Source organism: Gulosibacter massiliensis (assembly GCF_900626105.1).
GTDB lineage: Bacteria > Actinomycetota > Actinomycetes > Actinomycetales > Microbacteriaceae > Gulosibacter > Gulosibacter sediminis.
In genome coordinates this window covers 1-12,930 of the sequence record NZ_UYZX01000002.1, presented here as the reverse complement: position 1 = coordinate 12,930, position 12,930 = coordinate 1, and the positions used below count along the sequence as shown (strand labels likewise).

Here is a 12,930-nt window from a genome sequence, read left to right as displayed (position 1 = left end):
TCCCTAGTCTACGTTCTGTAGTTGCTGCACGACACGGTTCGCGTCGGGGACGACACTCGCGAGGCCGGTGCCCGCGATCCAGGTGCCGATGCAGCGGATATTCGGGGGCAGATCGGCCACCGCATCCTGCAGCTTGGCGCGGGCATTCGCGGCGCCAATGCGGGCCGGCGGCGGGGGCATATGCCACAGCTGCCGCGCATGGTCGACGAGCTGCTCGGCCGCGAGCGGGCTGCCGAGCAGGGCGGATGCGTCAGCGAGCGCCCGCTGCAGGCTCGCATCGTCGGGGTTGGCGTACGACAGCCGCACGACGTGCCGGCCGGGGCCGGTGGCCTCGTCGAGCCACGGCCACTTCGCGGTGACGTGGGTGAGCGCTTTCGCGCGCACGGGGTCGGTGCCGCTCGCGCTCGGGGCGACGAGTAGGCCCGTGCCACGCGGATGCGCGTCGAGCACCGGAGCGTCGAGCAGCAGCGCGACGACCTCGCTCTGCACAGACCGGCCCGCGCGCACGTCGCCAAGGTAGGGAAAGCCGTCGCTCGGTGGCACCGTGATGACGGCCGCGTCGTGCTCGGGCAGTTCGTCGAGCTGCCGCAGCCGGGTGCCGTATTCGAACGCGACGCCGAGGCGCTCGCAGTCGGCGACGAGGGCCGCCACGAGGCGGTGCATGCCGCCGCGCACCGAGCGCACGAGGGCACCGGGCGAGGCCGCCGCGCGACGGTCGCGCACGACGGCGCCGAGCGAGCCGTGCTCGCGCAGCTGCTCGAGCACGCCCGGCAGCAGTGCGTCGACACGCACGAGTTCGGGGTCGAGCGAGTAGACGCCGCGGGTCACGGGCGCGACGAGGCGGTGCAGGATGCGCTCACCATAGCGGGCGCGCACGAGGTCGGCGAGGTTGGCCGCGTCGGCGCCGATACGCGGGTCAAGCAGTGCTTCGTGGGCGACGGCCGCGACGCCCTCCGGCCCGACCGCGGCCTCGAGGCCCGCAGCCTCCGGGCCGGGCGGGAGGCCGAGGAGGCCGCCTTTCGGCTGCGCGTAGGCCTCGCCGTCCTGGTATCCCCACGAGCCAAGCGCACGGGGCTCAACGAGCTCGCCGGTGAGGCCGAGCTCGTCGACGAGCTCGGCGACCGCGCCGCCGCGCACCGCGAAGGCCTCGGCACCGATGTCAATCTGCAGGTTGCCGAGGTTGGCAGGCTGAATCATGCCGCCCGGCGCATCCGCGGCCTCGAGCACCAGCACCTCATGGCCGAACTGCGCGAGCCGGCGCGCGGCGACGAGCCCCGCGACGCCGGCGCCGACGATGGCGACGCGCACGGCTAGGCCTCGAGTCGGCCGTCGCCCGGCAGGGTGTGGATGAACTCGACGAGCTCGGTGAGCACGGTCGCGTCGGTCTCGGGCGGCACGCCGTGGCCGAGGTTCACGATGTGGCCGGGCGCCGCGGCGCCCTGCGCGACGACGTCGCGGGCGTGCGCGTGCAGCACCTCGGCGCCCGCGAACAGGGTCGCCGGGTCGATGTTGCCCTGCACCGGCACGTCACCGCCGAGGCGCTCGATCGCCTCGTCGAGGCGCGTGCGGTCATCGATGCCCTGCACATCGCCGCCAGCCGCGTGCATGTCGGTGAGCAGGTGCGAGGTGCCGACGCCGAAGTGGATGCTGCGCACGCGTTCGCCCTCGGGCGTCACGAACTGCGCGGCGCGGGCGAGCGGCACGGCGCTCGAGGGAGCGACGGCCTGGCCGTACAGCTCGCGCGAGAGCGAGCCGGCCCACGAGTCGAACAGCTGCACGACCGAGGCGCCCGCGAGAATCTGCGTCTCGAGGAACGCCGACGAGAGTTCGGCGATCGCGCCGGCGAGCTCGCTCCACAGCGCGGGCTCGCCGCGCATGAGGGCGCGGGCGCGCAGGTGATCCTTCGAGGGGGCGCCCTCGACGAGGTAGGCCGCGAGCGTAAACGGCGCGCCCGCGAAGCCGATGAGCGGGGTCGAGCCCAGCTCGGCGATGGTCAATTCGACGGCGTCGCGGATCGGCGCAAACAGCTGCGCCTTCGCGTCGTCATCGGCAAGCGCGTCGCGCACCTTCGCGACGAAGCGGGCCACCGCATCCGCGTCGCGCACCGGCTCGGCAAACACGGGCCCCCGGCCCGGCACGATGTCGACATCGATGCCGACGAGCTTGAGCGGCACGACGATGTCGCTGAAGAAGACGGCGGCATCGACGCCGTGGCGGCGCACCGGCTGCAGCGTGATCTCGCTCGCGAGCTCGGGGCGAACGCAGCTGTCGAGCATGTCGACGCCCTTGCGCAGCTCGAGGTATTCGGGCAGCGAACGGCCGGCCTGGCGCATGAACCAGACAGGGAGCGTCTGCGAGCGCAGCCCCCGAGAGGCGCGGACCAGCGGGGAACCCCCGGTGCGGCCGTCGACAAGGGGATGGGATGCGGGCAACTGCGTAACCATGGCTCCAAGTCTGGCATCTCGGCGCCGCTCCCGAACTTTCGTGCCCGAAGCTATGATGAGAGCATCATGCTTGTTTGCCTTTCTGCGAGTCACCGCAGTGCGGGCTTTGCGTTGCTTGAACGGCTCTCGCAAGTTCCCGTGCAGGCCGTCGAGGACAGCACCCGTGAGGTGCCCGGTCTCAACGGCGCCGTCGTGCTCTCGACCTGCAACCGGGTCGAGCTCTACCTCGACGTCGCCTCCGCGGGCGCGATCGACGCGATGTTCGCGCGCCTCGCGACGCTCTCGGGCGTCAACGAAGACCAGCTGCGCGCCCACATGCGCGTGCTCGGCGACACGCACGTGCCCGAGTACCTCTTCTCGGTGTCGTCAGGCCTCGAATCCGTCGCCGTCGGCGAGGGAGAAATCTCGGGCCAGGTGCGCCGCTCACTGCAGCGTGCACGCCAGCAGCAGCTGACGACGGGCGCCCTCGAGGGCGTGTTCCGCATCGCCGCCGAGACGTCGAAGGGCGTCAAGGCGAACACCGACCTCGCCGGCACGGGCCGTTCGCTCGTGAGCCTCGCGCTCGACCTCGCCGGCTCACAGGTGCGTGATTGGGCCACCGCGCGCATCCTGCTCATCGGCACCGGCGCCTACGCAGGCGCTTCGCTCAAGGCCCTCGAGGCCCGCGGCGCCGGCACCGTCGGCGTCTACTCACCCTCGGGCCGCCAGCACACGCTCGGCGAGCGCTACGACGTCACCGAGGTGACGAGCGGCGAGTTTGCCGAAGAGGTGTCGAGCGCCGATGTGATCATCACCTGCTCGACCTCCGACAAGTACGTGCTCGAGCACGGCTTCGTGCGCAACACGCGCCTCGCCGCCGGGCACTCGCAGCGCCAACTCATCATCGACATGGGTATGCCGCGCAACGTCGACCCGCTCGTCGGCAAGCTGCAGGGAGTCGATGTGCTCGACCTCGAGACGATCCGCCTGCACGCGCCCCTCGACGACCTCGACACGACCGACCTCGCCCGCTGCATCGTGGCCCGCGCCGCGCGCGACTTTGAGGACGAGCGCCGGGTGCAGCGCGCATCCGCCCTCATCGCCTCGTTCCGCGAGACCATTCAGGGCCGCGTCGAGCATGAGATCTCGCGCCTCGGCGTCGACGAGACGACCGCCATCGCGATGCGCAAGCTCGGCAACTCGCTGCTCCACGAGCCGACCGTGCGCATCAAGGAGCTCGCCCGCGAACGCCGCAGCGACGAGGCCGTCGACGCGATGCGCGTGCTGTTTGACATCGATGCGCCCGCGGCGCCTGCGACCGGCGCGATCTCGGTGATCGCGCAGCTGCCCGACCGCGTGCCGGCGACCGGCGACGAGCGCGGCGGCTGCCCCGTCGGGCTCGACGAGCAGTAGCGCGGGGCCGTTGCTGGCGGGCCGCTAGGGCACGACGAGCAGCAGCACGCCGTAGGCGGCGATGCCGCCGACGAGGCTGAGCAGCACGCTGTCGCGCCAGAGGTGCAGCGCCGCGGTGACCGCGACGCCAGCGATCGACGGCACCCAGCCCCAGCCTTCCCACGGGGTGTCTTGCAGCATGCCGACGACGAGCACGGCCATGACGCCAACGGGCAGCAGCAGGCCGAGGTCGCGCACGAAGTCGTTCTCGCGCAGCCAGCGAGACGCCGCGAACGGCGCGGCGCGCAGGGCGAAGGTGACGGCCCAGATGACGGCGAGCAGGGCCGCGGTGTGCCACGGGTTCATCGGTCGTCCTCCTCGCCCTGGGCATTGCCTGGGGCGTCGTCGCCGACGATCGGGATCTCGCGGGTGTGCGCCGGGATCGTCGTGCCGGGCATCGTGCGGTTCGGCTGCGTCGTCGCGTGGATGCCCCGCCGGCGGCGCACGATCACGCCGCCGACCGCCACGACGCAGTAGGCGATGAGGCCGACGAACATCATCGCCTCGGGCGCCACGAACGCCGCGACGACCGCGAGCGCGAGGCCGACGCCGAGCAGCGCCCACTCCCCCGACGCCTTCGCCGCGTTGATCGCGAGAATCACGAACAGCGCGACGATGGCGAAGCCCATGAACGAGAGGTCGAACGGCACGAGCGTCGCGAACACGGCTCCGACAGTCGTGCCGAGCACCCAGTAAAACTGGGCGGATGCGGCAATCGCCACCAGCCGCGGGCCCGTGAGCGCTTCGCGCGGCAACGAGATGCAGACCGCGTACATCTCGTCGGTGAGCGCGTGGATCGCGTAGGCGCGCAGCAGCGGGTTACGCACCCGCTCGAGCGGCACGCTCAGGCCGTAGACGAGGTGGCGCGAGTTGACGAACAGCGCCGTCGTGGCGGCCGTGGCGAGCGGCGCGCCGCCCACGAGCATCCCGGCCGCGACGAACTCCATCGAGCCCGCGTAGATGACGAGCGCCGTGATCGTCGCGAGCCACCACGGCAGGCCGACCGAGTGGGCGAACATGCCGTACGAGATGCCGAGGGGCACGTACCCGAGGGCGACCGGGAGTGCGTCACGCAGCCCAGCTCGAAAGTCCTCGGATGCGCGCATCCACCCATTCTGCCCGACCGGCCCGGCCGCGCGGACCGCGCCCGTCACACCCCGACTCTCGCCGCGGCGCGACGCCAGGGCTGTCGGTTTAGTAGCCGCTGAAGTTGCGCATCACGATGACGCTGGGAAGCACGAGCAGGAAGGGCATGGCTTCGCCACTAAACCGGCCAGCCGCGTCTTCGAGCCACTCACCGTGTCGTTGGATTCGCTCGTGGTCTGCCCAACCCGCCGCGATGTCGGACTCGTGATAGATGAGTCGGTGGTTACCGACGTACATCCGGCCCCAGAAGATGCCGAGGCCGAGCGAGATCACCATCCACATCAGGCGGTGGAGCCAGGGCCACCGGTCGATCCAGCGTTCACGTTCGGCGGTGTCGGGGCGTTGCGAGTCCATGGCATCCACGCTCAGCAACCTAGGCAGCCAGCCCGGGCTGCCGCACCGCCCCCCTGGGCTGGTCTGCCTACGACCTTCGAATGACCGCGCGCCGTGCCCCGCGCATCCGCGGGGCACGGCAGGGCGGCTACTCGTTCGGGATGAACGTGTACTTGTACTCGAGGAACTCGTCGATGCCGAGGATGCCGCCCTCTCGTCCGAGTCCCGAGGCCTTGACGCCGCCGAGGGGCGCGGCGACATCCGAGATGATGCCCGAGTTGATGCCGACCATGCCGATCTCGAGCTTGCGCGAGACGCGCATCGCGCGGGCGAGGTCGTTCGTCATGAGGTAGCCGGCGAGGCCGTACTCGGTGTCGTTCGCGATCGCGATGGCGTCGTCCTCGTCGGTGAACGTGATGATCGGCGCGACCGGCCCGAACAACTCGGTGCAGCTGAGCTCGGCATCGCGCGGCACGTCGGCGAGCACGGTCGGCGGGTAGAACGAACCCGGGCCCTCGGGCAGCTCGCCACCGATGAGCACGCGCGCACCGCCAGCGACGGCGTTGTCGACGAGGCCCTGCAGCCGGTCGCTGCTCGCGTGGTCGATCATCGGGCCGACGTCGACGCCGTCCTCGAGGCCGTTACCGACGGTGAACTGCGAGAACCGCTCGGCGAGGCGCTCACCGAACTCCTCAGCCACGCTCTCGTGCACGAGGATGCGGTTGGCGGCCGTGCAGGCCTCACCCATGTTGCGCATCTTGGCCGCGGTCACCTCGACGACGGCCTTGTCGAGGTCGGCGTCCTCGAACACGATGAACGGGGCGTTGCCGCCGAGCTCGAGCGAGGTGCGAATCATGTGCGCCGAGCACTGGTTGTGCAGCAGGCTACCGACCTTCGTCGAGCCCGTGAACGAGAGGTGGCGTACGAGGCCGTCCGCGAGAATCGGCTCGGTGAGCTCGCCCGAGGTCGAAGTCGTCACGACGTTGAGCGCGCCGGCGGGCAGCCCAGCCCGCTCGAACAGCCGCGCCAGGAACAGCATGGTGAGCGGCGTCTTCTCGGCCGGCTTCACGATGACCGCGCAGCCGGTGGCGATGGCCGGCGCGATCTTGCGGGCGCCCATGGCGAGGGGGAAGTTCCACGGCGTGATCAGCAGCGAGACCCCGACGGGCTCGCGGCTGAGCACAATCTGGCCGCGCCCGCTCGGCGACTGCCCGTGCGAGCCCTGCACGCGCAGGCCCTCCTGCGCGTACCACTGCAGGTAGCCGGCCGAGTAGTCGATCTCGCCCTTGGCCTCAGCGAAGGGCTTGCCCATCTCGGCGGTCATGATCGCCGCGAGCTCGTCCTTGCTCTCGAGCAGCAGGGCGTGGGCCTTGAGCAGAATCTGCGAGCGCTGCTGCGCGGTCATCGCCGCGAACGACTCCTGCGCCGCGTTCGCCGCCTCGGCCGCGCGCCGCCCGTCCTCGGGGCTCGCGCCGCCCGTCCTCGGGGCTCGCGTCGGCCACCCGGGCGATGACCTCGCCGGTGGCCGGGTTGGTGACGTCGATGAGCGAGTCGGTGGAGGCGTCGACCCACTCGCCGCCGATGAACAGCTGGGTGGGCACGTTGTCGAGCTTGAGCGTTGCCATGCGTTTAGGCCTTTGCTGCGAAGGCGGCGTCAACCGCGTCGGCGAAATCGGCGAGCGACTTGTACTCGCCGTCGGGCGTCACGCCGACCTTGGGGTCGGGGGTCGCGCCCCAGCCCGGCCGGTCGTGGCGACGGTTGATCCAGATCGAGTCGAGGCCGGCGTTCTTGCCGGGCACGTGGTCGTGGAACAACGACTGGGCGACGTGCAGCAGCTGCTGCTGCTCGAGACCGAGCTCGCCGAGATTCTCGATGAGCACCTTGAAGTTGCGGGGGTTCGGCTTGTACGAGCCGATCTTCTCGGCGGTGTTCACCTGGTCGAACTCGACGTCCATGCGCTTGATCGAGCCTTCGACGCCCTGCTGGTGCACGTTCGAGAGGATGATGAGCTGGTAGTGCTGCTTGAGTCGCGTGAGCGCCTCGTGCGTGTCGTCGAACGCGGGCCATTCGGGCACCGAGCGGCCGAGCACCTGCACTTCTTCGTCGGTGACGGGCGGGCCGAGATCGGATGCGGTGCGACGGAACGCGGCCTGCAGCACCTCCGCGTAGGCGAGCGACGGGTATTCGCGCTCGACGGCCGCCTCGTTGTCGGCGTACGCCAGCAGCAGCGCCTCGTCGTCGAGGTTGGAGCCGCGTGCCTCGGCCCACTGCTTGAGCACCGTCGCGATGCCGGCCTCCCAGTCGATGAGCGTGCCGTACACGTCGAAGCTCAATGCGGAGAAGGATGTCAGATCAACCATGATCACTCCTGTCGTAACGTAGGCGGCACCTCTGCCCCTGCCTTACTGTATAACAGTGTTTCAGCGCGCGGAAGAACCCGCGCAACTCAGTGTTCGGATGCTCAGTCGTCGCTCGGCGACAGGTGCTGCGCCAAGAACTGTTCGGCCGACGAGAGGTGCGCGAGCCAGTCGCGCTCGACGTTCTCGAGCGGCGTCTCGTCGCCGAGGCTGCGGTAGAGCTCCTTGTGCTCGGCGTAGAGCGCGTCGCCGCCGGTGTACTGCTCCTTGAGCAGCGCGATGAGCAGGCGAATCTCACTCGTGATCGCCGCGAAGTAGGACTGCAGGCGGTGCGAGCCCGCCGAGTTTACGACCGCCGCGTGGAACGCGACGTCGGCCTCGGCGATGCGCGACCAGTCGTCTTCGCTGCCCTGCAGCCCCGCGAATCCCTCGAGGGCCCGAGCGACGCGGTCGAGCGAGGGCCGGTTCAGCTTGATCTCGCGCACGGCGTCGAGCTCGATGAGCCTGCGCACCCGATAGATGTCCGCAACCTCGCCCGGGTCGAACGACCGCACCCGGGCACTGTACCCGGGAGGCCGCACGAGCATCCCCTCGTTGATCAGCTGCTGCACCACGACGCGCGCCGTCGGCCGGGCGATGCCGTAGGCGGCCGCGACCTGGGTGTCCTTGATCTCTTCGCCGGCCTTGAACTCGCCGGCGAACAGGCTGTCGCGCAGGCGATTCGTCGCGGCATCGGCGACCGACACCGTCTCGAGAGACTGGGACATGGGCATGGCTGACTCCTCGGGGCTCAATACTCGACCCTAGTGAAAAATGCCCCACTGTATGGCGGTATTCCTGTCAATCACGCAAGATGCGCCCGGCGGGCTCCCTCGGGATCCAGCGCGATGGCGAGGTGCTCGGTCTCGCGCTCGGGGTCGATCTGCGACACCTGCATGGTGCAGCTGAAGCCGTCGGTGAGCACGAGCGCGTCCTTGCCGCCCCGCTCGAGCGCCGGGATGATCGAGTGCTCGGCGACCTGCATCGACACGTCGAAGTGTTCGGCCTCGAAGCCGAAGTTGCCGGCGACGCCGCAGCACGACGACGACTCCGAAACGTCAGCGACGCCCCACTTGCCGAGCACCCGGCGCGCAACCCGCTCGGCCGCATCCCCGCCGACGAGTTTCGGTGCTTCGTCGCGGATCGTCGCTGCGCAACTCGGCTCGAGCACGACGATGTCGCGCTCGGTGCCGTCGTCGAGCTTGTCGACGAGGTTCGCGAGCCTGCGTGTCGCCCCGTCGCGCTGGCCGGTCGACACCCAGGTGAGGCCGCAGCAGGCGTCGGCGGTGCAGCCGACCCTAGCGCCGGTCGAGCGCAGCACGCGCGCCGCGGTCGGAATCACCTCGGGCCGGAACGCCTTCGTAAAGCTGTCGGCAAACACGAGCACGTCGGCATTCTTGCTGAATTGCGCCTCGGCGACCCGACGCGTGAGGTCGCGGTGCCGGGCAAACGCGGGCAACCGACGGCGCGCGCTGATGCCAAGCCGTTCGCCGAGCCAGCGCAGCGGTTTCAGCTTTGCGCCCACGTTCGCGAGCGCGCTCACGCGCGTGATGAGCGGCCGCCAGCGAGGCAACCAACCGATCGAATAGTGCGTGAACGGCCGCAGCTTGCCGCGGTAATGGTCCTGCATGAGCTCAGACTTCGCCTCGGCCATGTCGACGCCGGTCGGGCAGTCGGTCGAGCACGCCTTGCACGACAGGCAGAAGTCAAGCGCCTCGCGCACCTCGGGCTTCGACCAGCCGCCGGCGCTGCTGCCCTGGCCGCGCGCGAGCTCCTGCAGCACGCGTGCGCGGCTGCGGGTCGAGTCCTTCTCGTCCTTCGTGGCCCGGTAACTCGGGCACATGAAGCCGCCCGTGGTCGAGCGGCACCGGCCGACGCCGATGCAGGCGTGGGCGTTGCCGACGAACGTGCCAAGCTCGTGCGCGTGGCCGTCGCGCGCATCCGGCTCACCGGCGGTGCGGATACGCGGAATCGGCAGCAGCGTCGGGTCGGGCAGGCCGTCGAGCACGAGGGCGTCGGTGTAGGGCTCCGGGTCGACGATGATGCCCGGGTTGAGCAGGTTCGTTGGGTCCCACGCCCGCTTGAACTCGGCGAAGAGCCGCATGATCTCGGGCGAATACATGACGTCGAGCAGCGCGCTGCGGGCCCGGCCGTCGCCGTGCTCGCCCGAGAGCGAGCCGCCGTGGCGCACGACGATCTCGGCAGCGCGGCGCATGAACGAGTCGAAGTTCGCGAGCCCGGCCTCGGTGCGCAGCTCAAAGTCGAGGCGCATGTGCACACAGCCCGCGCCGAAGTGGCCGTACATCGAGGCCGTGTAACCGTGCTCATCGATGACGGGGAGGAGTTCGGCGAGGTAGTCGGCGAGGTTCTCGGGTGCGACAGCCGAGTCTTCCCAGCCCGGCCAGGTCTGCACGTCGTCGAGGCGCTTCGACGAGAGCCCGGCGCCGTCTTCACGCACGCGCCAGAGCTTCGCTCGCTCGGCCGGCTCGGTGGCGATGACATGGTCGTGCTCGAGGCCACGCTCGCGCAGGTGCTCGAGCAGCGCGGTGCATTTCTCGGCGGCGGCCTCGATCGTGTCGGCCGAGAACTCGATCATGACGTAGGCGTCGCCCTCCGGCAGCGAACTCACGCTGGCTTCGCCGCGGCGGTGGCGCATGATGTCGACGATCGCGCTGTTCAGGCCCTCGATCGCGCTCGGCTTGTGCTCGAGCATCATCATGACGTCGCGCGCCGAGTCGACGGTGTTTGCGTAGCCGACGCAGAGCAGCGCCGTCGGGCCGGGCTTCGGCACGAGTCCGACTCGGGCCCGCAGGATGATCGCGCAGGTGCCCTCGCTGCCCGCGAGCGCGCGGGCGATGTTGAGGCCGTTCTCGGGCAGCAGGTTGCCGAGGTGATAGCCCGAGACCTGGCGCGGGATGGTCTGCAGCTCGAGGCGGAGGGCCGCGAGGTTCGAGCTGGCGAGGGCGGTCAGCGCTTCGTTGAGTTCGACGGCACGGGCGATCGAGTGCCGGTGCGTCGGGTCGGCGCTGCGCACGCCACCCTCCGAGGCGAGCAGGTGCGCGCCGTCGGCGGTGAGCAGCTCGACCTCGACGACGTGGTGCGACATGCGACCGTATTCGACCGAGTGGTTGCCGCACGCGTCGTTGCCGATCGCGCCTCCGATCGTCGCGCGCGTGAGCGATGAGGGGTCGGGCGCGAACGTGAGTTTGCCGGCGGATGCGCGCTCCACCTGCGCGCGCAGCTCGCCGAGGATGACGCCGGCGTCGACCCAGACGGAGTTCGAGTCGAAGTCGATCTCGTCGACCGCGGTCATGCGCCGCGAGAAGTCGACGACGATGCCCTCGCCCACGGCGTTGCCCGCCATCGAGGTGCCCCCGCCGCGCGTGGTGACGGCATGCCCGGTCTCGGCCGCCGCCTGCAGAATCTCGCGCAGCTCGTCGAGGGTTCGCGGGAACGCGACGAGGGTTGGGCGCACGCGGTAGTTCGAGGCGTCGTAGGAATAGGCCTGGCGACGATGCTCGGATGCGTCGACTTCGATTCCTGCGGCCTCGAGCCGGCGCTGCAGTTCGGCGGCGCAGGTCGCGCGCTCCTCGATGACGGGCATGGTTGGTCCTAGTTCGCGTAGGCGGGCGTGACGACCTTCGCGAGGGTGCGCTCAAGGCGCTCGAGCGCGAGGTCGACCTCCTCGGCGCTCACCGTGAGCGCCGGGACGATGCGGATCACATTACCGAGTGGCCCGCACGGCAGCAGCAGGAGCTCCTCGGCGACGGCGCCCTGCTGGACGGCCGCCGCCGTGGCGGCGTCGGCTTCGCCATCTGGCGTCGTGAACTCGATCGCCTGCATGAGGCCGAGCCCGCGCACGTCGCCGATGACCGGGAACTGCTCCTGCAGCCGCTTGAGTCCGGCCTGCAGCTGCTCGCCACGCTCGGCCGAGTTGTGCACGAGCTGCTCGTCGTCGATGACGTCGAGCGTCTCGATGGCCGCGGCGGCCGCGACGGCGTTGCCGCCGTAGGTGCCACCCTGCGAGCCGGGCAGGCCCTTCGCCATGAGCTCCTTGCTCGCGGCAATGGCCGAGATCGGGAAGCCCGAGGCGATGCCCTTCGCGGTGATCAGGATGTCGGGCGAGACGCCCGAGCGCGTGTGCGCCCAGAAGGCGCCGGTGCGGCCGACGCCCGACTGAATCTCGTCGACGATGAGCACGATGCCGTGCTCGCGGGCGCGCTGCTCGATGCCGCGCAGGAACTCGAGCGGCACCGGCAGGTATCCGCCGTCGCCGAGCACTGGTTCGATGATGAAGCCCGCAACCTCATTCGGGTTCGTGACGGTGGCGAAGATGTAGTCGAGCTCGCGCAGGGCGAAGCGCACCGCATCCGCCTCGCTCATGCCGAGACGGTAGGCGTAGGGGAACGGCGCGATCACGACGCCGCCCATCAGCGGCACGGTGCTGCTGCGGAACTTCGTGCCCGCGGTCGTGATGCTCGAGGCGCCCGAGGTGCGGCCGTGGAAGCCGCCCTGAAAGGCGATGATGTTGGGGCGGTTCGTCGCCTGGCGGGCGAGGCGCAACGCGCCCTCGACGGCCTCGGCGCCGGAGTTCGCGTAGAAGACGGAGTCGAGGTTCTCGGGCAGGTAATCGCTGAGCTTCTCGGTGAGCTCGAGCAGCGGCTTGTGCATCACGGTCGTGGCCTGCGCGTGGATGACTTTGCCGACCTGCTCGCGGGCGGCCGCGACGACGCGCGGGTGGCAGTGGCCGGTCGAGGTCACGCCGATACCGGAAGTGAAGTCGAGGTAGCGCACGCCGTCGGTGCCGACGATCCAGTTGCCCTCGGCCTTCTCTACGACCACGGGGGTGGCCTGCTTCACGATGGGGCTGATCTGAGCCATTCCTACTCCTTTGTGTCGCCCCGGTACTTGCGCATATCGAGGATCCGATCGGACTCTGAGTAACTGTATAACAGTAAGACTTTGCGGGCAATTGGTTGGATGCGGTGGTGCCGGTCGGACAGTCGGGCGCGCGCCAGGAACGCGGGGAGTCGGGGCTTGGCGCCTGGGGCAGGCCGCAAGGTGGCGACAGGGACAGCCGAGCGGCAAGAAATGGACAAGGGATGAGTAGGGCAGGCCCTGGGATGAGCAGGGACAGTGGCAGGGCAGGGACGGCAGGGGCAGGGGCAGGGGCAGGGCC

10 protein-coding genes and 1 pseudogene are annotated in these 12,930 nt (G+C 70.1%); 1 reads left to right on the top strand and 10 read right to left on the bottom strand.

Translation table 11 applies throughout. From position 1 onward, the window contains the following. Positions 1–3 precede the first annotated feature (3 nt). Positions 4–1,308: a protoporphyrinogen/coproporphyrinogen oxidase gene (locus EJL01_RS09870; RefSeq protein WP_125107490.1), complete on the bottom strand. Its 1,305-nt coding sequence runs from the start codon at positions 1,306–1,308 to the stop codon at positions 4–6. A gap of 2 nt (positions 1,309–1,310) precedes the next feature. Then, positions 1,311–2,444 carry a uroporphyrinogen decarboxylase gene (gene hemE / locus EJL01_RS09865; protein ID WP_125107489.1) on the bottom strand — a complete coding sequence of 378 codons (1,134 nt, stop codon included), beginning with the start codon at positions 2,442–2,444 and terminating at the stop codon, positions 1,311–1,313. A 111-nt stretch (positions 2,445–2,555) separates the two neighbouring features. Between hemE and EJL01_RS09860 the strand changes: the two genes are divergently transcribed. Next, on the top strand, positions 2,556–3,836 hold the full coding sequence (locus EJL01_RS09860) for a glutamyl-tRNA reductase (protein ID WP_241209194.1): 1,281 nt from the start codon (positions 2,556–2,558) through the stop codon (positions 3,834–3,836). Between the two features lie 24 nt (positions 3,837–3,860). On the opposite strand, the gene EJL01_RS09855 is transcribed toward EJL01_RS09860, so the two are convergent. The 8 genes and pseudogenes from EJL01_RS09855 to EJL01_RS09820 all read right to left on the bottom strand — a co-directional run bounded on the left by EJL01_RS09855 (position 3,861) and on the right by EJL01_RS09820 (position 12,632). Continuing rightward, positions 3,861–4,181, bottom strand: coding sequence for a branched-chain amino acid transporter permease (locus EJL01_RS09855; protein WP_125107487.1), 321 nt, complete (start codon positions 4,179–4,181; stop codon positions 3,861–3,863). Further along, positions 4,178–4,981 carry an AzlC family ABC transporter permease gene (locus EJL01_RS09850; protein WP_125107486.1) on the bottom strand — a complete coding sequence of 268 codons (804 nt, stop codon included), beginning with the start codon at positions 4,979–4,981 and terminating at the stop codon, positions 4,178–4,180. The genes EJL01_RS09855 and EJL01_RS09850 overlap by 4 nt, the downstream gene beginning before the upstream one ends. A gap of 88 nt (positions 4,982–5,069) precedes the next feature. After that, complete coding sequence (locus EJL01_RS09845) at positions 5,070–5,384, bottom strand: hypothetical protein (RefSeq protein ID WP_164509788.1); 315 nt, start codon at positions 5,382–5,384, stop codon at positions 5,070–5,072. A 118-nt stretch (positions 5,385–5,502) separates the two neighbouring features. Then, positions 5,503–6,979 (bottom strand): annotated as a pseudogene (locus EJL01_RS09840) (NAD-dependent succinate-semialdehyde dehydrogenase). A 4-nt stretch (positions 6,980–6,983) separates the two neighbouring features. Then, positions 6,984–7,715, bottom strand: a complete 732-nt coding sequence (locus EJL01_RS09835) for an HAD-IA family hydrolase (RefSeq protein ID WP_125107484.1) — start codon at positions 7,713–7,715, stop codon at positions 6,984–6,986. Between the two features lie 101 nt (positions 7,716–7,816). Then, the gene (locus tag EJL01_RS09830) at positions 7,817–8,485 is read right to left on the bottom strand and encodes a GntR family transcriptional regulator (RefSeq protein ID WP_125107483.1); all 669 of its coding nucleotides are present in this window, start codon (positions 8,483–8,485) and stop codon (positions 7,817–7,819) included. A 71-nt stretch (positions 8,486–8,556) separates the two neighbouring features. Continuing rightward, positions 8,557–11,355, bottom strand: a complete 2,799-nt coding sequence (locus EJL01_RS09825) for an FAD-binding and (Fe-S)-binding domain-containing protein (RefSeq protein ID WP_125107482.1) — start codon at positions 11,353–11,355, stop codon at positions 8,557–8,559. A gap of 8 nt (positions 11,356–11,363) precedes the next feature. Continuing rightward, on the bottom strand, positions 11,364–12,632 hold the full coding sequence (locus EJL01_RS09820) for an aspartate aminotransferase family protein (protein ID WP_125107481.1): 1,269 nt from the start codon (positions 12,630–12,632) through the stop codon (positions 11,364–11,366). Positions 12,633–12,930 lie beyond the last annotated feature (298 nt).